Origin of the sequence: Nonlabens sp. Asnod3-H03 (genome assembly GCF_045063665.1) — a bacterium.
GTDB classification, from domain to species: Bacteria; Bacteroidota; Bacteroidia; order Flavobacteriales; family Flavobacteriaceae; genus Nonlabens; species Nonlabens ulvanivorans.
Genome location: NZ_JBEFOD010000007.1, coordinates 279053 through 301602 on the forward strand (window position 1 = coordinate 279053; position 22550 = coordinate 301602).

The window sequence follows — 22550 nt, forward strand, 5'->3', positions numbered from 1 at the left end:
TTAAAGGCCGAAAAGCCTCTCATTATTATTCATAAATTCCCAATAATATTGTGGATCTGGGAAGCTATAACGTTCCATTCTATTGCGTTCACGTCCATTATGATCTAAAGCAAGTAAGGTTGGGAATTTACTAACTCTCAACTTTTTTTGCATTTCCTTATTTATTTTCTTTTGCTCTAACGAGATTATATCATCACGATAAGGAATATCAAGCATTACAACGATATAATCCTCTGAAGCTTCAGCAAATTGGGGTGTATTAAAAAAATCCTTTTTAAGCTTTACACAAGGTTTGCACCAGTCGCTACCAGTAAAATAAACGAGCATAGGCTTATTTTGCTTTTTTGCAGCAGCTTTAGCTGTTTTAAAATCTGTAAACCAGTTAATTTCTACTTCTTCAATAGATTCGACATCTTGAACATTTTCTTCAAAAGACTCTTGAGCATTCACTAATCCAGTAAAAAGAAGAATCAATAAAAAGGAATACATTTTCATAGTAACTAGGTTTATAGTATCAAAAATAATAAGATTATTTACACTAGGTCAACAATCTTGCCATAATCTAAACGTATTGTACCATTTCTTGTTGTGGGCGTCTTACTTTTTCCATTTTAGAAAACACGTCATCCTTTGCACGGTGTCCTACTGGCAGCAGTAATACAGATTTAAGACCTTGTTTTTGAAGATCTAGTAATTCATCGATTTGCTCTGGTAAAAAACCTTCCATAGGACATGAGTCTATACGTTCTTGCGCACAAACAGTCATTAAATTGCCTAATGCTATATAAGCTTGGTTTTTAGACCACTGTTCTACTTCAACCTTTTGTTTTTCTGAAAAAGATTGGGTGAGTTGATTCTTAAACGGTTTTAAAACCTCATCTGGTGTACTGCGTATCTTTTTTACAAGTTCAAAATATTCATTTACATATTCAACATCAACATGTTTAGTACATAAAACTAACACAGCGCTACAATCAGCAACTTGTTTCTGACCAAAAGCTTTTTCAACCATCGCGTTTTTTATTTCTTGATTCTGTACTACAATCATTCTACAAGGCTGTAATCCATAAGAAGTTGCAGTTAAGTTAAATGCTTGAACTAGTGTATCTATCTGATCCGTAGTTAATGTCTTTTGACAATCAAACTTCTTTGTGGCATAGCGCCATTGTAAATTATCTATACTTTTCATAGGTTGGAAACGTTATCTTTGTAAGGTAGTCGAGTTATTATATATTCGCTTTCGCGAAAGCGAAAAATCAAAGTTCAAAATAACTATAAACAAAGGTAAGACCTTCAATCTCTTAGCTCGTTAATTATTCAATAAAGGAAATTTATGACCGACACAGAAAAACGTATTAATGACTCTGAAACGAGAATTTTCAAAGCCGTTTTTCCAAATACTACAAATCACTACGACACTCTTTTTGGTGGAACTGCTTTACACATGATGGATGAAGCATCATTTATATGTGCTACTCGTTTTTCTAGAAAGAAAGTTGTTACCATAAGTACCGATCAAATTGACTTTAAAAAACCTATTCCTCAAGGCTCCATTGTTGAACTTGTAGCGCGTATAAGCCGCGTGGGTAATACTAGTTGTACTGTTGAGGTAAGCATGTTTATGGAGGATATGTATAGTTATAAACGTGAAAAAGTGGTTACAGGAAACTTTACCTTTGTCGCCATAGATGATGATAAGAATCCAACTCCTATTTGCTAAATGCGTAAATTTCTAAATCTTACCGTTTTTACAATTTTAGGGATAGTCCTACTTGTAATTATCTTACAGTTTCATGTAAACAAATCTAGTCGTGATTTGATTTTTGAAAACGCAAATGATTTAGAGCCTACTTATGTAGGCTTAGTACTAGGCGCTAGTGTACGACCAGATAAAAGTCTCTCTCCTATTCTACAAGACCGCGTTGACAAGGCATTTGAATTATATCACAATGGTACAATCAAAAAGTTTTTATTAAGCGGTGATCATGGGCAAAAAGAGTACGATGAGGTGAATGCTATGCGACGTTATTTAAACGATAAAGGTGTACCTAATGAGGATATATTTTTGGATCATGCTGGTTTTGACACTTACGACAGCATGTTTAGAGCACGAGAGGTATTTCAAGTAGAAAAAGCAATTGTGATAACTCAAAAATTTCATTTACCACGCGCCATATATGTAGGTAAAAAAATGGGATTAGAACTACAAGGATATATTGCCGACAATCGAGAGTATCCAGGAAACGCCCATTTCACTCGTAGAGAATGGCTAGCAAATATTAAAGCTTGGATTGAATTAAACATTGAAAAAAGCCCTACTTATAGTGGGAAATCTATTCCTATAACAGGAAGTAGCAGCCCTAGTCATGACAAACAGTTAAACTAACGGACCATTTTTCTTAAAAATTAAATAAAAGGAAAATGATTCAGTTAAAGCTTGTTAAGTTATTTGTCAACGATTAGAATATTTTTTATCTTAAAATAAAAAATGAAAACATCGAAGACAGCAAAAACAAGCAAAAGAGAACAAGCCATTAACCTAGAAAAAACCCATGGCAAAAAAATTAATCATCAGGTAAAAGATAAAAAAGAACATCATCAACCTAGAGATGAAATTAAAACACCTTCTTAATACATAAAAAATCTACAAAAAAAGTAGATTTTTTTTACTCCAAATTATAATTAAACAAAGAATAATTATATATTTGCAACCGCTTAAGCAAAAACATTTTTGTTTATCGACTGGAGAAGTGGCAGAGTGGTCGAATGCACTGGTCTTGAAAACCAGCGAGGGTCACACCTCCAGGGGTTCGAATCCCTTCTTCTCCGCAAAAACCCCAATAATCTTTGATTATTGGGGTTCTATTTTTTAATCAAAGTTCTTATTGTGTTCAACAAAAAAACAATTGAGTTCTCGATTAAGATTTTGAATTAGTGATTAACAATTCTTGATCTTCAAGAGACCACATCAACATTTTACAATAATCTTTAATGGCTTTCTTTTTGGAATCAAGTTTTGTAACGTCAATAGATGCTCGCCATATCACTTGTCGCTCTTTTTCTGGACAGATACGATATAGTACACTTTCAGCATGATAAACTACATAACTTTCTAATTGCTCGTTTTGATCAAATAAGCCTTGGTTTGAATAATAATCTTCATTAAAAGTCTCAAACGTTTTATTAAAATTCTGATATGATTTAATCAACGTAACCTTATCCTCTGCTCCTATAACTTTAGAAACTAATATTGCATCATAACCATCATGTAACAATAAATCTTCCAGAGCCTTTACTTCATTCTCCGTTTGAGGTCTTTGGGTAAAATTATTGTCAAAAAAATTATCGCTATTTATAGCGTTTACTCCTTTATTTATGAGCTGTTGAACCACACGGTTTTCAAAATACTGTCTGTTTTCAACATCATTGGATATGGCAAGTACAAGTACTTTTTGCGCTTGAAAAGTTTCAACTTCAGGATTTTTCCAGTTTTCTACTAATTCAGAGTCAGAACAACTCACAAGTCCAAAGACTAAAATCGCTATAGCATATATTGAATTTCTCATGATTAGTTTTTAAATAGATACAAAAATGCTCTCGCAAATACATTTTATTCCACGATTTAGTACTTTGAATCATGCATCACCAATAAAGGCACTTTACTAAACATTCCTAATTCTTCTACCATTGGTGTAGAAAATATAGAATCTAAAAATGAATGTTTTCTATTGATAAAAGACACCATATCACTTCCACGACTTTCTACAAATCGTTTAACACTACTATTAACATCTGAACCGCCGATGTGATGTAGACTAAAAGAAGCATCCTCAAAACAATCTTCTAGCAATTGTTTATTCTCTTGTTGTTCAACGGTTAGTTCTGGATGATCATTAACGTGTAAAACGCAAATATTTGCATCTTGCAACTGCGCTATCTCGACAAGATGAACTAGTTCTCTTCTTTTGTAATGCGTTTTAAAACTAGTCGGAAACACAATTTCTTTAATATGTACTAATCTGGCGTCTAATGGAATTCCAAGAATAGGTGAACTACGCAAATTTTCCATCACATTTATAGTATTACTACCAAAGAGTTTATTCTCATAATTACTAGCACCTTTTGTCCCCATAACAACCAACTCAATATCTTTCTTTTCAATGGTTGATTGAATAGCACTTAATGGATCATCTTTTACAGATACTATATGATATTCATGCTTTTCATTAAGACCTCTAAAATCTAACATCTCTAATATATTTGCTAGACCACTAGCTGACTTATTTTTTTCTGTCTCAAAAGAAAGCATTTCTGCTTTATCCTTCATTAAATGTCCTCTACTATGCATTGTAGCATTGTAGGCATTGAGCAAGAAAAAACTGCACTCTTTATTTTTAAACAGGTCTGAAGCATAGGTTATGGCATTCCATGCGTTCTTTGAAAAATCGGTAGGTATTAAGATTTTCTTTTTCATAGCTTATTACTTTATATTACTTCATAAATCTAGATATTTGAGAGAAGAATAACTATGATAATTATCAGACCTCTTCCGGCAGAATAAGTAATGGAAGATCAGTATGGAAACTTATTTTTTCTACCGTTGAGGTTTTTAAAACACTCTTTAAAAAACTATACTTATGAAATAGTAATGTCAATAAATTAATATTTTGTGTTTTACAAAACTGATTAAGATCACTCTCAACAGATTGTTTACTAGAGACCCAGTGTGTTGTAAACTCAACATCATTTAATTGCTCTTTTAAAATATTGAATTGTGGCTCAACTTCTCTTTGTACATCTGACTCATTATGAAAATGAACTAATTGTAATTTTGAGTTATTTGCTTTTATTATCTTTTTTAAAAAATCAATGTTATTTTGTAGAGTATTCTTCTTAAAATCAGTAGCATAGGCTATATTTTTAGGATGAATATAGTTCGAATTTTCAGGAATTAAAAAAAGCGGAATAGGGCTGATATTCTTAATGGTATCTACCGCTTGACTTCCTATAAAAATTTCTTTTAATCCTGATGCTCCTTTAGTGCCCATAACTACTAATTGAACATCTAGATTCTCAATTAAATCATTAATAATCTCATTAAGAGGTAATGCAGCATACATCAATTCAACCTTTAAGTCGTATCCCGCACAGTCTAGTTGAACTCGATGAGACAATTGCTCTAGTTGACTTTGGACCGTTGATCTTAATTTTGCAGTAATTGCTTCATTTGCCACAGGATCCATTTTACTAATGCTATCATTTAAGGTCGCCTCATAAGAATGTACTAGATATATGGTACAATTTTCATCAGGAAATAATTGTGTCGCATAAAATAACGCATTATACGCATTTTCAGAAAAGTCAGTCGGTACAATAATAGATGCCATGGTCCTTATTTTAGTGGATAAAACTATCCCTTACTTATATATTTACCTATGATAAAAATCAGTTCTAGTTAGGTAAAATAAAGAAAGGCACATCTGAATGATGAACTACTTTTTTAACAACAGGTTTGAACAATAAATTCTCAAAAAAGTTGTGTTTATTGTGAACTAGAACTAAAAGATCGATACCATGCCTAGATTGAAAATCTTCCATAGCCTCTAATACATCCATACCTTTTGCTATTTGAGTAAGGTGTGCATCACGTTTAAAAAAAACGTCTAACGACTCCATATTTGCAACTTGTTGCTGTGTCAAACTACTACCTTCATAGGCATTTAAAAATATTAATCTGGAGATATTTTTATTGCAAATATCTTCAAGCAATTCCATACCTATGTGGTTTTCATTTGTGTGATAATCAGTGGTAAACAATATCTCCTTGGGCTGTTTAAAACGGTAATTTTGCGGTACACCTATTACGGGAACTTTGGCATTTTTTATAACATGCATGGTTTGCGAGCCTATAAATACTTCCTTAAGACCAGTAGCTCCATTTGTCCCCATAATAATGAGTTCGATATTATAATCTTTAACTAGTTGATTAACTTCAATACTCAACATATTAAATGTTGAAATCCCTTTGTAGTGGTGATGTTCATCCTCATATTTTGAACTCACCTCATCGATAACCTTTTGCACCTGTTCTTTAGACTTCTTTTTAAATAGCTCTCCTATTTCTAAATCTAAACCAGGATCATTTCCATAAGTAGTAGAAGTATAAAGCGCTACCGGCTCATAAGTATTAAGAACATAAAAAGTGCACTTTTCATTTTTAAACAACTGCACAGCATACTCTATGGCGTTGATGGATGCCTTGGAAAAATCTGTAGGTAAAAGAATCTTTTTCATAATTAATTATATTATCGTGATAGATTTTGAAGAATTAAAAAAGGAATTTTAAGATTTAATCCTAACGCATCGATGGTTGGTGTTTTTAAAAAGGACTCTAGGAAAGAATGTTTAGAATTTACAAGTACTAATAAATCAATCTCATGTTTGCTGATAAAATTATTAATCACTGTGGTTCCATCTCCTAAATCATGACGGGTATATTCTATCTCGCTTTCGCGAAAGCGTGATTCCCATATTTTTTTAATTTCAATCTGCCTTTGAGATAATTGATCAAACTGTGCTATATGTAAAAGATGCACTTTAGAACGATGACATAGTGCCAGCATGCTGATTAAGTCTAGTTCTCTATCTTTAAAAGGTACCTGCAGTCCAGATGGGAAAAGAATACTATCTGGACTCTTAAACTCTAACTCGAGTGGTATGGCTAGAACAGGACAGCTAACATTTTTAATGATCTGTAAGGTATTACTACCGAAATTTCTTTTGCGATCTGCAGTTTTACCTTGCGTTCCCATAACAACTAAGTCTGCATTCAGTAAGTCTACCAGATTATTGAGTTGTGTCATAAAATTACCTGCAATTGCGCGAGTCTCAAAACTATGATGCGGATTATAGGTTAAATACTCTACTCGCTCTAATAAGTGATCCAGCTTTTCTTCACACGCCAGCTGTACGTCTTGCATAGGCAGATCATAGGTATGTACAATTACAAACTTAGCTTCTTCCTTATCAAAATACTGTATAGCACACTGCAACGCGTTAAAAGCATTTTCTGAAAAATCTGTAGGAACGATTATAACTTTCATAGTATCATGGTGTTTATTTACGTAAACCTATGATTTACAACACTTAAAAACTATGATATTAATCAGTTAACCGTTATTCATGAATGATTAAAAAAGGAACTTTTTTACGATAATTGAGTTCATGGTAATGCTCGGACGAGAAAAGTATGTTTTCAAGAAAATTGATGTTTTTAGCAAATAGTATAACTAACTCCACCTGGTGTATACTTACAAAAAGTTGTAATGCATCATCCATTGTTTTATTTATCACAGAATGGAAACTACAAGAAAACTGCTCTAAAGCAGTTTTAAGAAATGACTTATTTTCTACCTGACTTTGTGTTAAAATAGCATTACTGGTCTGTAATTGTAATATATTGAGATGAGTCTGTGAACGATCTACAAAATCTGTAATGGTGTTGGTTGCCTTGGACCGATGAGTAAAATTAAAATCGGACAGTAAGACAACTTGTTCTAGAGGTTTACACTTAAAATCATGCGGCACAATCAACACAGGACATTTTATGCGTGTGATAATAGCTTTAGTATGAATGGCATCTATCTGTCCATTGTGAGTTGTATGAAATACATCTGTACACACTATAAGGTCTATATCATTGTCATGTACAGCTTCTTTAACTTGAGTTATGAAACTACCTTCTAATGATAAACCAATAATCTTTTGATGTGGTGCTATTAATAATTCTAAAGCCTCTACTCTTTCTTTAAAATTACAATTGGTAGCTATTAGAGTTTTAGACACATCATCAATAGGCTTTAAAGAGCTAGCTGGCAACAAATAAAAGCAAATTCCAGCATCACGATACATAGATATAGCGCAATGTGCAGCGGTCCATGATGGATCTGTATTATCTACCGGTATAAGAATGTGCTTCATTGCAAATTACTTTGAGCTCACAAATGTATCGGGCTAGAAACTATGAAATAATGATAAAAATCAGTTTTCGGATATTTATTCTACTTTTTCAAGTCCATTAATATCGATAATTCTAATACTGCGTCCTTCTATTTCAATAAGCCCATCTTTTTTAAATCCAGATAAAGTGCGTATTAAACTTTCTGTAGCTATACCTGCAACACTTGCTAGATCGTTACGAGTGATACAAATATCTTCTTGAGCTTGTTTATTAAAAGCACTAGCAAATTGTAGTATCGTCTGAGCTGTTTTTTTACGTACTGAACTATAAGCCATTTGTAAAAGTTGTGTTTTTACATGAGCTACATTATCAGATAACAATTGTAACAACTCCATTGATAAATTATTACTGTGATCTAGTATTTCCTTAAGGACAGATTTAGAGACACCAACTAGTGTCACGTCTTCGAGAGCCTCTGCAGATTCTTCATAAGCAACATTATCTAATATAGAGGTAAACCCTAAAAACTCATCTTCCTTAAATAAGGAAGTAATTAACTCCTTACCACTTTTATCGATTTGATATGTTTTAACCACTCCTTTTGTAATCAAGTAAATTCTAAATGAACGTGAACCTTCTTGATAGATTACATCACCTTTTTTAAAACTGAGCTCTTCTCCATGATCATCAAAAAAATTTTTCAACTCATTTAGATTACGCAATTGATCTTCATCACTTGAAGGTTGTGGTAAATTATTTAATAAAGATTTAAAAACTTCAGCTTTGGCTAATCGAGTTTCTATAGCGTTTAATAATTCTTCTTCTTCAAATGGTTTTGTTAGATAATCATCAGCTCCTAGATCCATTCCTTTACGCACCTCTTTATGGTCTGTGCGAGCTGATAAGAATATAAAAGGGATTTGATTGGTACTCACGTCTAGTGATAAAGCCTCTAAAACACCATAACCATCTACTTCTGGCATCATGATATCACAAACGATAACATCGGGTTTGTTTTTTTGAGCTTGTTCTATTCCTAAACGACCATTTGCCGCAGTAATAACCTCAAAGTCTGACAGCTCAAGCAATTCGGCTGTATTCTCCCTTAATGCGGCATCATCTTCTATAATTAAGATCTTTTTCATTATTATGTTATTTACTTGTAGGAATAGTTATTGCAAAGGTAGAACCTTCATTTTCTTTACTTTGAAAAGTGATGTTGCCACCTAAGTTTTTCAAATGATTTTTTACAATATTAAGACCTATACCGGTACCTGGATTAAGCAATACATTTTCTGCTCTGAAATATCTATCAAAAACAAAACGTTGTTCATGTTCTGGTATTCCTATCCCTTGATCTATGATTAATATTTCTATAAAACTTACTTTTTCTACAACTTTTATATCTACTATAGTTCCTTCACCAGAATACTTTACGGCATTATGAATAAGATTACTTAATGATAGTTCTAGTATTTTCTCATCAAATTCTATTGTTATAGCATCTGCATTTTTGGGATAATTGATACTTTGTTCATCTTTTAAATGGACGTTTGCATCATAGATCACCTCATTAAGCACCTTGCTTAAAGGAAATGATGTTATCTTATAATTAGTCTTACCAGTATCTAATCTTTCAATAGATAAAAAGTCATCTATAATTGTATTAAGATATTTCACCTTACTCTTAATAGTATTAAGGTGTTTAACTCTTTTTTCTTGATGTTCTTCTTTAGTATATTTTGATGCAAGTGTTGCCGAAGTTAAAATACCACTAATAGGTGTTTTAAACTCATGAGAAACCAGAGATAAAAATTTGGTTTTCAGTTCATTCAGCTCTTTTTCTTTTTGTAGGGCTTCATTTGCGCTTCTCTCTGCTTCTTTTCTTAAAACAATTTCATCTTGTAACGATTTAACAGCTTGATTTAAAGAATCGGTACGCTCTTCTATCTTCTCTTCTAAATGGTTATTAAGATCTTCAATATGTTTTTCTTGAGCTTTACGTACCGTAATGTCAGTCACTAAAGCCATTACGTAGTGATGATCATGTAAAGAAAAAGGATTTAAACCAGCTTCTACTGGGAACTGAGAACCGTCTTTACGCATACCGTAGAGTACACGTCCTTTACCCATTTCTCGCTTCTGACTGTGTTTCATAAAACCATTGAAGTGAGAATGATGTTCTTTATGGTATGAAGAAGGAATTAATTTATGAAGATGCTGTCCTTCTAGTTCATTCTTATCATATCCAAAAATTGCTCTTGCAGAAGAATTAGTTGCCACTATAAACTGTTCTGAATTTACTACAACAATACCTTCTGACGCACCTTCAAATAAGATACGAAAAGCCTCTTCTACACTCTCTTCAAAAAACTTCATATCTCAAAAATACAATTAAATGAAATGTTTTATTTAATAAATTAATAAAGCTTTTACAGCACTAATAAATTGAATGAACTCATCATTATTTACGATATAAAAATCCATCAACTCTCATGATATAAATCATAGTTATCATCCTGAACAACTTTTAAATTTGAGAAAACAATTGATTATGAAACCAAATATTAAAACTACAGAATCATTTTATCATAATCTAGGTAAGCTATTTTATGCCGTGGCATTTTGTGATAAAAAAATAGCACCAGAAGAATTTAAAACTTTACAAGTTTATATCGAAAAATTCTGGTTACAATATGATGAATTGACAGATATTTTGGGTGGTGATGCGGCACATCTTATAGAGATTGTTTTTGAAGGTGTTCAATTCTTTAATGAAAGTGCAGACGATATGTATCAATCCTTTGTCAGCTATAAAAATGAACAGCCACAATTGTATAATGAGCAAGTGAGTCGTTTAATTCTAGAAACTGCAAAAGCAATTGCATACTCTTATTCAAAACTCAATAAATCTGAACTCATTATACTACATAAATTAGAAATAGAATTGAACCAGCTATAGACTACAGCACATGAAATTTATAGATTACTACAAAATATTAGGTGTAGAAAAAAATGCTAGTGAAAATGATATTAAAAAGGCATACCGTAAAATGGCTCGTAAATATCATCCTGATCTTAACCCAAATGATAAAGAAGCCGAGACTAAATTTAAGCAATTAAATGAGGCTAATGAGGTTTTAAGTAATCCTGAGAATCGTAAAAAATATGATCAATATGGTGAAAACTGGGAAAATGCAGAAGATTATGAACAAGCTAAAAGACAGCAAAGTAAACATAAACAAGACCCATACTACAGACAACAAAGCTACAACCAAGAGGATTTCTCAGATTACTTTGAATCTATGTTCGGCAGTGGCAGACAACAACGACAGTCTTATAGAGGTCAGGACTTAAGAGCAGAGCTTCAACTCAATCTTATGGATATTTACAAAACCCATAAGAGAACGCTGACCATTAATGGTAAAAATATTAGAATCACTATTCCTGCAGGTGTAACAAATGGACAAAGTATTAAGATTAAAAATCATGGTGGCATAAGCCCTAGTAATGGCCCTAATGGAGATTTAATCATTACTTTTTCAATTGTTAACGACACACCATTTAAAAGAGAAAAAGGCGATTTATTTATAACTCAAGACATCCCTTTACTAACCGCAATTTTAGGAGGTTCTCAACTTATTAATACCTTAGATGGCAAGGTAAAATTAACCATTAAAGAAGGTACTCAAAACGGTACTAAAGTAAAGCTTAAAGGAAAAGGTTTCCCAATCTATAAAAAAGAAGGCTCTTATGGTGATTTGTATGTTACATACTCAGTTGTAATACCTGAAAAACTGTCGCCTAAACAAAAAGAACTATATCAAGAACTTTTAAAATTAGAAGACTAATGGAAGATTATGAACTCATACCTGCGATAGACTTTTGTATTGGTCATCACATTGAACTAGAGATGGTTCAAATATTAGGTAAAGAAGGTCTCATTGAAATTATAGAACTCGAAGAAGCATATTTCATACCCGAGCATCAAATAAAAAAACTTGAAAAAATAATCGTTTTCCACAAAGATTTAAATATCAATCTAGAAGGTGTAGATACGATTATAGACTTACTAGAACGTATGGAGTCTATGCAACAACAGATTATTCAATTAGAAAACAAACTACAAAGATTCTTATAATGGCTACACAAACTGAACACCTTACTTCTTTATGGAAAGAATCTCGCACGAGATTAGAGAATCAATTAAGTTCTATAACCACTTTCGACCTCAAGAAAAAACTAGCGCCATCACCTAATAGTTTAGGTTTTTTGTTGCGCCACATTGTTGAAGTTGAATTATTATTTGCAAAAAATGTTTTTGGCGCAAAAGGCACAAAAATAATTGCAAAAACGATTATTGCACAACACGACACCGGTGAATGGACTGATTTAGAAAAATTGATAATAATGCTTGATAACTCTAGAGATGTATTGATGGATATTATTCAAAAACAAGGTGCCACCGACTGGGAAGTAGAAATAACGACAAAAGAATTTGGTGTCAAGACTAAAGCACAAGCTCTAGGCCGTATCATCTCACACACAGCCTATCATGCAGGTCAGATAGGTATTATACTTAAATATGGAACCGTATTTAATTAAATGATGGAACTAATCAATCAATTACAAACATGGATCTCGCAAAATCCTATCACGGCAAGTATCTTTAAATATTTAGTTTGGGTTATCGCTATATTAATTGCTGTACAAGTTTTTAGAAAATTATTAAAGAAAAAGTTACCTGATAGTGTCACTAGATATAAATCTCAAAAAGGCGTTGAAATCATAGGTTATATTTTTATCATCTTTTTATCCATTACTTACTTTACCGGTAATATAACAGACTTTACAATTGCTATCGGGCTACTATCTGCTGGTGTAGCCATCACTCTTCAAGAGCTTTTTTTGAGTATCGCAGGTTCATTATATATATTTTTTGTGAAGGTCTACAAACCTGGTGACCGTATAGAAATTAATGGTATTAAAGGCGATGTGATAGATATAGACAGTATCTACACTACAATGATGGAAATAGGCGAATGGGTAAGCACAGATAATTATAGTGGTCGTATTGTTAAATTAAGTAATGCCTTTGTTTTTAAAGGACCCATTTATAATTTTTCTCAAGATTTCCCTTTTATTTGGGATGAATTTAATTTACCAATTCATTATAAATCAGATGTGGCTCTCACTAAAAAAATTGTCATTGACATTGCTCAACAAGTCTTATCTGACTATGTCAATCTCTCAAAAAGCCACTGGCAAAATGTAGTTTCAAAATACTACATTGAAAATGCTATGGTAGAACCTACTATAGCAATCACACTTACTGATAACTGGATACAACTTAACTTGAGATATATTGTAGACTATAAAAAAAGACGCATTACAAAACATGAGTTACAACAGCAAATTCAACAGGCTATACTAGAGACTGATGGACTGGTTTCATTAGCATCTACTACTTTTGAAATAATTAAAATGCCAACCACTAGCATTCAAGTGACAACTCCTACTCAAGATTAATATATTAAACAACATGACTTCCATCAACACTTATATAGACCATACACAACTTAAAGCGACGTCTACATTAAACGATATAGCCCTATTATGTAAAGAAGCTATGGAGCACCATTTTTATGCCGTATGTGTTAATGGCTGTTATACCGCTTTCGCGAAAGCGGAATTGAAAAACACCTCAATAAAAATAGCAACCGTTGTGGGATTTCCTTTAGGCGCTGTCAGTACTCAAACTAAAGTTTTTGAAACTAAAGAAGCTATAGCGCACGGTGCTGATGAAATCGACATGGTGCTTCAAATAGGAGCCTTAATAAATAATGATCTTGATACAGTGAAAAAAGATATTCTTGAGGTGCGAGAAGCTTCAAAAGGAAAAGTCCTTAAAGTCATCTTTGAGAACTGTTACCTTAATGATAGTCAAATTAAAAATGCCTGTGACATATGCCTAGAGGCAAATGTAGATTTTATTAAAACATCAACTGGTTTTGGGACTGGAGGCGCAACCATTGAAAATGTAAGATTGATGAAAGAAACAGTAGGAAATCAAATTAAAATTAAAGCTTCTGGAGGTATTAGAGATAAAGAAACTGCTCTTAAATATATAGCGCTAGGTGTTGATAGAATCGGAACTTCATCTGGTATTAAAATAGTAAAAGCATAATTAAATAAGACCCATATTATGAGTACACATATAGAAGCCAAAAAAGGAGAAATTGCAGACACCGTTCTACTTCCTGGAGATCCTATGCGAGCAAAATGGATAGCTGAAACTTTTCTGGATAACGCAATTTGTTATAATGATGTACGAGGAATGCTGGGCTATACTGGAAACTATAAAGGTAAACCTGTATCTGTACAAGGAACTGGCATGGGAATACCATCTGCACTTATCTACTGTCATGAATTAATTAATAATTACGGAGTAAAGAATCTGATACGTGTAGGATCTGCCGGTTCTTATAAAAAAGATGTAGCGATAAGAGATATTGTGATTGCAATGGCGGCCAGTACGACATCTGGAATTAATAATTCAAGATTTAAGAATGCCGACTACTCGCCTACTGCAAATTTTGATTTGTTTTTAAAAGCGTGTCTTTATGCAAGAGAAAATAACATTGACATTAAAGCTGGTAACATTCTATCTGCAGATGAGTTCTATGAAGATGATTTTGAGAACTATAAACAATGGGCAGACTATGGTGTATTGTGTGTAGAAATGGAAACTGCTGGACTATATACTATCGCAGCAAAACATAATGTTAAGGCACTTTCTATACTAACCATATCAGATTCACTAGTTACTGGAGAACATACCACGTCTGAAGAAAGAGAGACCACATTTCAAAAAATGATTGAGATAGCACTAGCCACGTTATAGTAATTTACATTTTAATGTAATCAGAAAAAACACTAGCTATACCTATAATCAATATTAATACGAGTACTAAAGTTCTAAATTGTTCCTGAGAAAAATAAGCCAGTATTCGCTTGCCAATCCATGTACCTACAATAGCAACTATTAACAATAATCCTGCAATATATAGATGATCCTGGTGCATGTAACCATTGTAGTAATAAATAACAGCTCTACTGGCATCTACGCCAAAATCAATAGCTGCAGATGTCGCGATAAAGGTTGCTTTATCCATCTTAAATGCAGCCATAGTAATACCTCTTATCGCACCACCAGTTCCTAATAATCCAGCACTAAGGCCAGACAAAACGCCACCAGCAATAGCATTTTTATTGCTGTCCTTAACCACTAGTTTTTTAAAAATTAAAAAAACAAGACTGAGAACAATCAAAAAAACACCTAATATCAAACCCAGCATACTTGGATTAACGTATTTACTTAAAAAAGCTCCAATAGAAACAAATATTATAGCCGGTATACCTAGATATAATAACAGTCTTTTATCTAAACCTTTTCTGAAGAAGGCAATTTTAGTCACATTACTGGATAAATGGAATAATGCAGTAATTCCTAAAACAGATTGAAAGTCAAAATAAAAATTTGCAACTGGCACAAAGAATACAGACGAACCGAAACCACCGATAGTTCCCAGCACTTCTGCTAATAAAGCTAGTATTAAAAAGACAGGTAGGTATCTACTAAGCATCTAGGAATTACAATCTCTTAATACTAGTAGCGGTAAAGTAGCTGCATTTACTATCTCAGAAAGATGTGATTCTGATAACATGCGCTCTAGGAAAGATTGAGACTTTACAGATATTGCTTGTAGTTGATAATTTCTAGAGCTCAGAGATTTTTTAATAATCATTAATGGTTCTTGATCTTTGTGAAGCTCATAAATTACAGGACTAGGCAAACAAAACTTAATAAAAGCTTCTCGTTCTTCTCTATAATTTATAGGATCTATTTGAAATCCATGACTGAAACGCATGACATTAATTGTAGATCTAAATTTTGAAACTAATTCAAGAAAAACAACTTTGCCACACTCGTCAAATATGTCATCATAATCTAAAATAAACTGAACAGCAGTTGGCTTTTCATAGCTATATTCTGTAGGTACAGCAAGAACGGGACAGTCTGTATTTCTTATAATCCTTAAGGTATGTGAGCTAAAGATGTATTCAATGATACCACTTTTACCATCTGTACCACAGATAATTAAATCTATGTGATATTTCTTTACGGCATCATTTACAGCACTAGTAAAGACATCATAATCTACCATAGTGTGAAAATTAAAATCTTCATCCTTAGATTTTAAAATCAGTGCTTCTTTCGTTTTTTGTAAATCACTTTTATTATCATTTAATAAAGCACTTGCTATGTCGTCTTTAGGGTTTGCAACCATCAGATCATCCATGGTGTACTCCCAAAACTTCTGCACGCTCAAAAGATGAAAATCACATGATTGCCCTGTAAAAAGCTGAAGTGCATAATCGTGTGCATTTTCAGATTTATCAGTAAAATCGGTAAGTAATAGAATGTTTTTCATGACGATTGCTTTTAGTCTAATCAAATGTAATTGTTAGATTAAGAGCAAACTATGATATAAATCACGGTAAATCAATAAGCCTCATAGGACTATATAATAAATACTAGATTAGTGAGAAATGACGATATATTCTGTTCCTGTACTTTGTATAGTATATCGATCAGAAGCCGTTAGAGTATTAAAAGTATTAGCTCCTGATATAGTGTCGTCTGTAATATTAAGCGCTGATCCACCACTTAAAATTGACACAGAACCTACGATATCGTTTTTACCTATGAGTATAAAAATCTTACCTTTATTTACTGCTGCTGGTGCTGGTAAATCAACACTAGTTGTACCATTTACTATTCTAATCGTATAATCTGCTAAAGTAGCAGTATAAGACGCTCCAGAAGTTGTTTCTTCAAATGAGCTCGTTTTATTTAAATCAGCACCTGTATTTGCTAGTTTAACGATTCCAGTATCCGTTATCATTAAAGTTCTATCTGTGCTCGATGTAGATGCTTGCAATCCTTCTATTCTTAGAGGATCATTATCTACATCTTTAATGTGTACTTTATTGGTTGCATCATCGTTATCGATGTCTTGCGAATTCTCTTTGAAAAGCGCTAAGTAACCACGGTTATTAATCATTAAACCCGATTGAAAACCACCTCTAGGACCTACTAAATTATAAGTGACAAAATCCATTTTTGAAGATCTAGTTGCATCATCATTATCAACTAATCGCGCTACAATTGCACCCATTTCACGTGTACCTGCAAAATTTTCTACCGCCATACGATACGTAAATTTAGGACCATAACCAGCTAGTTTTGATAAGTCTATCATGGTAAATGTGTTGGTACTTGAATTTACATTAGTGCGTACCACACGTAATGCACCTTCATTGATAGTAGTAGCTCCATTTACAAATAACTTATCATTGGTGTACACATCACCATTGGCTATCATCGGTTGATCTGTATTAGCATAAATAGCACCAGCATCTGTTACCACGACATCGTTACCAGCATCTGCAGGTCTGTTAGCGGTGGTTCTTGTATTAATAGGATCATACGTCCATTCTGACTCATCGGTGTTCACCGGTGACCAAACACTAGCTGTACTATTCCAGTAATGAAAACCTTCTTTATAGCTGATGTCATCTGTTGTAGCTGGTGTACCTAATGTATTAACCCAATCAGCATTAAGGAATACTAACTGTCCATTCTCAGAACCGTTTATCGTTAAATCAATAACTCTAGGTACTAAAACACCATCAGTAGCTGTAACAGCTCCTAAATGATTGACTGCCCTTACGTCTAAAGATGATTGCGGTGATGAGGTGTTGATACCAGTATTAGAGTTCTTAAGAATCGTAAAGGCATTACTAAAGGTTGTAGTTCCACTTACTCTAGATCCATTACCGACACTAAATAACCTATCTGCTGCATCAAATCCAGCTGCATTAACAGGTGTATATCGCTCATTATAAGTCCCTACTACCATCTCACTTCCCGATGGACTAGAAAGGTTATTACCTAATGTAAAACTACCTAAACCTGTACTTGAATTATTATTACCCAATGAAAAGCTATTTTCACCTGATGCAACATTTGAAAAACCTATTGCAGCTGCATTAATTGCTGTAGCATCATTTAATCTTCCTAATGCAATAGCGTTTTCTGCAATAGCATCACTTGTATTTCCTATGGATATACTATTTAAACCCGTTGCCTTTGATGCAATACCAGCAGATACGGAATGATTTCCACTTGCAGTCGTTCCTCTACCCATAGCAACAGAATAATCTCCTGTAGAATTATTAATATATCCTAAAGCCGTTGCTGCAGTTCCAGATACTACATTATCGTATCCTAGTGCTATAGCATAAGAAGAGGTTGCTAGGTTATCTCGACCCATCGCCATACTGAAAGAACCCAAATTAGTATTATCCCAATCTGAGTTATCATTGTATCCAACTCTAAAAGCTCCTTTTCCTTTATCAAAAAACATTCTGTAATCGTCACTTGCACCACTCATATTATTCAATTGTGTGCTTCCAAAAACAAAATCGTCTCGTGCAATATCAGTTGTATTATGTACAACACCGCTTTCACTGATAAATTCACTACTAGAGATTAATCTAATCCAGATGGTACCATTAAAGTAATAAAAGCCATCTTCATTATTTGTTTGATAAACTAAAAGGCCTTGAACAGGACTTGCTATTGCAGTTCTGTCAGATTCCTCCATACGCGGAATTAAAATTCCACCGTCAGTAGATTCAATATCTAAAATACTTGATGGATCAGGAGTGTCTGTTCCGATACCAACTTGTGCCTGAGCACTTAAAGCTGATAATAGTATGATAATTAAAATATACAAATTCTTCATAGACTACAAAGATATTATCATTTCTAATCAATGACCACATTAAAGATAAAAACAAACACCTTATCGACGTAACAGCAGCAATAACCGACAAATACTCACTTTAACAGACTCATTATCGACTAATTACTTTATCCTATGTTTAATTAAATGATGTATACAATATCATTTAACTCGTTTTTCTTACTCATTAATTTAATAATCCTTAAAATTGAGAATGGAAAATAAAGACTACGACCTTATATGTGTTGGCGCTGGTATCATGACCGCTACTCTAGCCCTTATTACTAAAATACTTCAACCAGAAATGCGCATTCTAATTTTAGAACGATTAGATAAAGTTGCTCAAGAAAGTAGTGCTGCATGGAATAATGCTGGTACTGGTCATAGTGCTTTATGTGAACTTAATTATTGCCCTCAAAAAAATGATCAAGTTGATATTAGTAAGGCAATAGATATTTGTACACAATTTGAAATGTCTAAACAATTCTGGAGTTACCTGATAGCTCAAAATCTGATCAAAGAACCTAACTCTTTTATAAATCCGGTACCGCATAATAGCTGGGTTTATGGAGCAGATAATGTAGATTATCTAGAGCGACGCTTTCACGCTATGAAAGAACATTTCATGTTTGATTCTATTGAATTCACAAGATCTATAGAGAAAATGAAAGAATGGTTTCCGTTAATCATGGAAAACCGTGATGAGAGCGATCATATGGCTGGCTCTAGAATCAATCGTGGTGCCGAAATGAACTTCGGGTCTCTTACAGAACAGCTATTCCATATCCTAGAGTCAGAATATAACGTCACCGTTTCATTTAATGAAGAGGTTCAAGATGTAGATCCAGATAAAGATATAGAATGGGACGTCATTACAAAAAATAGGATCAGTGGTGATACTAGAACTTTAAGTGCACACCATGTTTTTATAGGTGCCGGTGGCGGTAGTTTGTTACTATTACAAAAGGTAGAAATAGACGAAAAAGAAGGTTATGGCGGATTTCCTGTAAGTGGCGCGTGGCTGGTTTGTAAAAACCAAGAGATCATTGACCAGCATTACGGCAAGGTTTATTCTAAAGCTGGACCTAATGATCCACCGATGAGCACGCCACATTTAGACACTCGATTTATTAATGGAAAACGCGAATTACTATTTGGTCCTTTTGCCGGTTTTAGCCCTAAGTTTTTAAAAGAAGGTTCTTACCTCGATCTTTTTAAATCCATAAAGAGCGATAACATCAAACCCATGCTGGAGACCTTTTGGGATAATCTACCATTAACACAATACTTGGTAAATCAAGTCACTATGTCCTTTGATGACCGCATGGATGACTTGCGCAAGTTCTATAAAAATGCCAAAAATGAAGACTGGGAATACCTAGTTGCTGGACAGCGCGTTCAAATCATTAAAAAAGATGAGTTTGAAGGCGGACAGTTACAGTTTGGTACTGAAGTCATTGCCAGTAAAGATGGAAGTATTACTTGCCTTTTAGGCGCTTCTCCTGGAGCTTCTACAGCGGTAAAGATTATGCTAGACGTGATTGAAAAAGCTTTTCCTGAACTCATAGAAAATCCTGAAACCTTAAGTAAACTACAAAAAATGATTCCATTTTATAAGACTGAGGTAACTAAGGAGTTATTTGATAAAGAGTTGATGAAGTCTAAGGTATTGTTAGAGTTGTAAAAATTAGGGCATGTGCGCATTTTAAATCTTAGATTAAAACACACGCATTACAGATGTGCCCGACGTGCAGCTCGACACGCAGACACTGCAGGTTTTTATTTTCAATTAATTGATGGTATGTAACTATATCGAAGATTAAGTAATCTTTACAAACAAATATGATACAATAATTAAATATAATATCGTGTTTAATTATTTAAAAGAATTTAATTCGATTAACATTTGTGATATTTTTTTCTCCCATTTTACTTGTACAATTTTATCAATACTAAAATAAGTTTCATTATCATATTTATTATTTAATGAATCACATTCACTCAATTTTTTTTCAAATACACTTTTATATACGTCAAAATCAGTGATTTTATTATTGTTTAAGCTATCAAATTCTTTTCTAATCTTACGAGTATAAACTTCATGAATATTAAAGTGTAACTGTTCATGTTTTAAATGTTGTATATCTTTAGTTATAGTCCAAGATTCATTTTTTAAAAAATAACAGTTAATTTCGAAAATGGGTATTCCATCTCTATAAAATGAGTTTTCAGTTACAATTTCAACAGCAGTTTCAGCAACAGCAACTCGTTTTTTACCAACCTCTTTTTTTCCTTTAAAATCAGACCATTTCAAAGGTCGCGAAGAATGCCATTTAATTTTATCATTTACCGGAAAAGTAGATTTACCAAATGACAAAAAGATTATCAAAATAACTAGAAATGTTTGTTTTATCAATTCTTGAATATTTAATTCGCGCTTATTTAATAAGTTTACTTATCCGATTGATACCCATCAAGTCTTCTGCTTCTTCTTTCTAGCCGCTGGGAATAATACGTTGTTTAATATCAAACGATATCCTGGCGAGTTAGGATGTAGGCTCAACTCTGTAGGTGGATCTCCTACTCTATGCTGGTAATCTTCTGGATCGTGACCACCGTAGAAGGTAAAGAATCCTTTACCACGTATACCATGAATGTATTTTGCTTCTTTGTTAGATCTATTTTCTCCTAGAACCAAAACATTTTTCTTCACCTCATCACGATCGTAACTAGTCGTTTGTCCCATAAATCCTTTTACGAGACTGGTGTGATTTTGATTCAACATCGTTGGGATAGGATCCCATTTTGCGCTGAAATCCATTAAAGAAAAGTAATCCAATTCTTTTTTAATACCACGCTTCTGCGTCATATCTATAGAGCTGAATTCATACACATTAGGTGATCGTTCTAAGGTAAAATCTGTAAAGGCAAAGGTCTTTGTGTAATCAATTTTAGTTTGATATGCCGCTTCACTAGCATCACCGTCAAACATAGGCTCAGCGATATCAACACCTTCGGCGGCAAGGGCAATGTCAAAGCTGTCTGTAGCACTACACATCGCAAACATAAAGCCACCACCGACTACATAATCACGTATTTTAAGTGCTACGTCACGTTTTGCCTCACTCACCTTGTCGTATCCCAGTTTTGCAGCGCGTTCTTCGGCTTCCTTTTTTTCTTGAATGTACCAGGCTGCTGTTTTAAAGCTTCTGTAAAATTTACCATATTGACCTGTAAAATCTTCATGGTGCAAGTGCAGCCAGTCATAGAGTAATAACTCGTCTGCAAGAACTTCTTCATCATAGACCTTAGTATAAGGAATCTCTGCATAGGTAAGTACCATCGTTACCGCATCATCCCATGGCAACTTTCCTGTAGGAGTATACACGGCTATTTTAGGTGCTTTTTCTAGCAATACTTCTTGCATGTTTTGAGATGGACTAGCAATAAGAGCAAGTATATCGCTCACTTCACTTTCTGTCATTTCCTCATAACTCACGCCACGTACGATTAATTCCTTCTTTATTTCATCGACATCGGGCATTAAAAAAGAGCCACCACGATAGTTCAATAACCATTTTACTTTGGTCCCTTTACTGAGTACCCAATAGGAAACTCCATAGGCTTTTAAGTGATCGTTTTGAGTGTCGGCATCCATAGGAACAAATAAATATTGTCCCATTGCCATAGGTGCCCATAGTGCTAGAAAGGCGTAT

The 22550-nt window shown here is 33.5% G+C and carries 26 protein-coding genes and 1 tRNA gene; 12 read left to right on the forward strand and 15 right to left on the reverse strand.

From position 1 onward, the window contains the following. Together ACJJVI_RS02710 and ACJJVI_RS02715 are read right to left on the reverse strand one after the other, a co-directional pair. Nucleotides 1-495, reverse strand: a complete 495-nt coding sequence (locus tag ACJJVI_RS02710; RefSeq protein WP_405350154.1) for a thioredoxin family protein — start codon at nucleotides 493-495, stop codon at nucleotides 1-3. Nucleotides 496-562: 67 nt separating this feature from the next. Then, complete coding sequence (locus ACJJVI_RS02715) at nucleotides 563-1189, reverse strand: NAD(P)H-dependent oxidoreductase (protein WP_036579672.1); 627 nt, start codon at nucleotides 1187-1189, stop codon at nucleotides 563-565. A 144-nt stretch (nucleotides 1190-1333) separates the two neighbouring features. Here ACJJVI_RS02715 and ACJJVI_RS02720 point away from each other — a divergent pair, with 144 nt between their 5' ends. From ACJJVI_RS02720 to ACJJVI_RS02735, 4 genes are all read left to right on the forward strand, one after another. Next, nucleotides 1334-1720: an acyl-CoA thioesterase gene (locus ACJJVI_RS02720; protein WP_036579670.1), complete on the forward strand. Its 387-nt coding sequence runs from the start codon at nucleotides 1334-1336 to the stop codon at nucleotides 1718-1720. After that, entirely contained in the window at nucleotides 1721-2386 is a 666-nt protein-coding gene (locus ACJJVI_RS02725) for a vancomycin high temperature exclusion protein (protein WP_405350156.1), read from the forward strand. 102 nt (nucleotides 2387-2488) lie between these two features. Beyond that, nucleotides 2489-2632: a hypothetical protein gene (locus ACJJVI_RS02730; RefSeq protein ID WP_193743777.1), complete on the forward strand. Its 144-nt coding sequence runs from the start codon at nucleotides 2489-2491 to the stop codon at nucleotides 2630-2632. A 112-nt stretch (nucleotides 2633-2744) separates the two neighbouring features. Beyond that, nucleotides 2745-2829: transfer RNA gene (locus ACJJVI_RS02735), tRNA-Ser, on the forward strand. Nucleotides 2830-2918: 89 nt separating this feature from the next. Here ACJJVI_RS02735 and ACJJVI_RS02740 read toward each other — a convergent pair. The 8 genes from ACJJVI_RS02740 to ACJJVI_RS02775 all read right to left on the reverse strand — a co-directional run bounded on the left by ACJJVI_RS02740 (nucleotide 2919) and on the right by ACJJVI_RS02775 (nucleotide 10339). Next, a complete protein-coding gene (locus tag ACJJVI_RS02740; protein WP_405350158.1) occupies nucleotides 2919-3566 on the reverse strand; it encodes a hypothetical protein in 648 nt (215 codons plus the stop codon). Nucleotides 3567-3622: 56 nt separating this feature from the next. Continuing rightward, nucleotides 3623-4474 (reverse strand): universal stress protein, encoded by an 852-nt coding sequence (locus ACJJVI_RS02745; RefSeq protein WP_036579665.1) that lies wholly within the window; start codon nucleotides 4472-4474, stop codon nucleotides 3623-3625. Between the two features lie 64 nt (nucleotides 4475-4538). Continuing rightward, nucleotides 4539-5387, reverse strand: a complete 849-nt coding sequence (locus tag ACJJVI_RS02750; protein WP_317289874.1) for a universal stress protein — start codon at nucleotides 5385-5387, stop codon at nucleotides 4539-4541. Between the two features lie 64 nt (nucleotides 5388-5451). Then, nucleotides 5452-6294: a universal stress protein gene (locus ACJJVI_RS02755; RefSeq protein ID WP_405350159.1), complete on the reverse strand. Its 843-nt coding sequence runs from the start codon at nucleotides 6292-6294 to the stop codon at nucleotides 5452-5454. Between the two features lie 11 nt (nucleotides 6295-6305). Beyond that, nucleotides 6306-7103, reverse strand: a complete 798-nt coding sequence (locus ACJJVI_RS02760; protein WP_397300727.1) for a universal stress protein — start codon at nucleotides 7101-7103, stop codon at nucleotides 6306-6308. 73 nt (nucleotides 7104-7176) lie between these two features. Beyond that, a complete protein-coding gene (locus tag ACJJVI_RS02765) occupies nucleotides 7177-7980 on the reverse strand; it encodes a universal stress protein (protein ID WP_042249326.1) in 804 nt (267 codons plus the stop codon). A 75-nt stretch (nucleotides 7981-8055) separates the two neighbouring features. After that, entirely contained in the window at nucleotides 8056-9105 is a 1050-nt protein-coding gene (locus tag ACJJVI_RS02770) for a response regulator (RefSeq protein ID WP_042269833.1), read from the reverse strand. 7 nt (nucleotides 9106-9112) lie between these two features. After that, nucleotides 9113-10339: a PAS domain S-box protein gene (locus ACJJVI_RS02775; RefSeq protein ID WP_405350162.1), complete on the reverse strand. Its 1227-nt coding sequence runs from the start codon at nucleotides 10337-10339 to the stop codon at nucleotides 9113-9115. 175 nt (nucleotides 10340-10514) lie between these two features. On the opposite strand from ACJJVI_RS02775, the gene ACJJVI_RS02780 reads away from it, so the two are divergent. The 7 genes from ACJJVI_RS02780 to deoD are packed head-to-tail and all read left to right on the forward strand — an operon-like array spanning nucleotide 10515 to nucleotide 14864. Beyond that, nucleotides 10515-10922 carry a hypothetical protein gene (locus ACJJVI_RS02780; protein WP_036579649.1) on the forward strand — a complete coding sequence of 136 codons (408 nt, stop codon included), beginning with the start codon at nucleotides 10515-10517 and terminating at the stop codon, nucleotides 10920-10922. Nucleotides 10923-10932: 10 nt separating this feature from the next. After that, nucleotides 10933-11811: a DnaJ C-terminal domain-containing protein gene (locus ACJJVI_RS02785; protein ID WP_405350164.1), complete on the forward strand. Its 879-nt coding sequence runs from the start codon at nucleotides 10933-10935 to the stop codon at nucleotides 11809-11811. Then, complete coding sequence (locus ACJJVI_RS02790; protein ID WP_036579645.1) at nucleotides 11811-12101, forward strand: chaperone modulator CbpM; 291 nt, start codon at nucleotides 11811-11813, stop codon at nucleotides 12099-12101. Before ACJJVI_RS02785 ends, ACJJVI_RS02790 begins: the two co-directional genes overlap by 1 nt. Continuing rightward, nucleotides 12101-12565: a DinB family protein gene (locus ACJJVI_RS02795; protein WP_405350166.1), complete on the forward strand. Its 465-nt coding sequence runs from the start codon at nucleotides 12101-12103 to the stop codon at nucleotides 12563-12565. Before ACJJVI_RS02790 ends, ACJJVI_RS02795 begins: the two co-directional genes overlap by 1 nt. 3 nt (nucleotides 12566-12568) lie before the next feature. Beyond that, nucleotides 12569-13489, forward strand: coding sequence for a mechanosensitive ion channel family protein (locus tag ACJJVI_RS02800; protein ID WP_405350168.1), 921 nt, complete (start codon nucleotides 12569-12571; stop codon nucleotides 13487-13489). Nucleotides 13490-13502: 13 nt separating this feature from the next. Then, entirely contained in the window at nucleotides 13503-14147 is a 645-nt protein-coding gene (deoC, locus tag ACJJVI_RS02805) for a deoxyribose-phosphate aldolase (RefSeq protein WP_405350169.1), read from the forward strand. Between the two features lie 18 nt (nucleotides 14148-14165). Then, nucleotides 14166-14864 (forward strand): purine-nucleoside phosphorylase, encoded by a 699-nt coding sequence (gene deoD / locus ACJJVI_RS02810; protein ID WP_405350171.1) that lies wholly within the window; start codon nucleotides 14166-14168, stop codon nucleotides 14862-14864. Between the two features lie 4 nt (nucleotides 14865-14868). Here deoD and ACJJVI_RS02815 read toward each other — a convergent pair whose 3' ends face one another. The 3 genes from ACJJVI_RS02815 to ACJJVI_RS02825 form a co-directional block, all read right to left on the reverse strand. Continuing rightward, nucleotides 14869-15606, reverse strand: a complete 738-nt coding sequence (locus tag ACJJVI_RS02815; RefSeq protein ID WP_405350173.1) for a sulfite exporter TauE/SafE family protein — start codon at nucleotides 15604-15606, stop codon at nucleotides 14869-14871. Then, on the reverse strand, nucleotides 15607-16455 hold the full coding sequence (locus ACJJVI_RS02820; RefSeq protein ID WP_405350176.1) for a universal stress protein: 849 nt from the start codon (nucleotides 16453-16455) through the stop codon (nucleotides 15607-15609). It lies immediately after the preceding gene. 108 nt (nucleotides 16456-16563) lie between these two features. Beyond that, entirely contained in the window at nucleotides 16564-18834 is a 2271-nt protein-coding gene (locus ACJJVI_RS02825) for a hypothetical protein (RefSeq protein ID WP_405350179.1), read from the reverse strand. Nucleotides 18835-19048: 214 nt separating this feature from the next. Here ACJJVI_RS02825 and mqo point away from each other — a divergent pair, with 214 nt between their 5' ends. Further along, complete coding sequence (gene mqo, locus ACJJVI_RS02830; RefSeq protein ID WP_405350180.1) at nucleotides 19049-20518, forward strand: malate dehydrogenase (quinone); 1470 nt, start codon at nucleotides 19049-19051, stop codon at nucleotides 20516-20518. A gap of 192 nt (nucleotides 20519-20710) precedes the next feature. On the opposite strand, the gene ACJJVI_RS02835 is transcribed toward mqo, so the two are convergent. Both ACJJVI_RS02835 and ACJJVI_RS02840 read right to left on the reverse strand, forming a co-directional pair. After that, the gene (locus tag ACJJVI_RS02835) at nucleotides 20711-21250 is read right to left on the reverse strand and encodes a hypothetical protein (RefSeq protein ID WP_405350182.1); all 540 of its coding nucleotides are present in this window, start codon (nucleotides 21248-21250) and stop codon (nucleotides 20711-20713) included. A gap of 57 nt (nucleotides 21251-21307) precedes the next feature. Next, nucleotides 21308-22522, reverse strand: a complete 1215-nt coding sequence (locus tag ACJJVI_RS02840; RefSeq protein ID WP_193742966.1) for an asparagine synthetase B — start codon at nucleotides 22520-22522, stop codon at nucleotides 21308-21310. Nucleotides 22523-22550 lie beyond the last annotated feature (28 nt).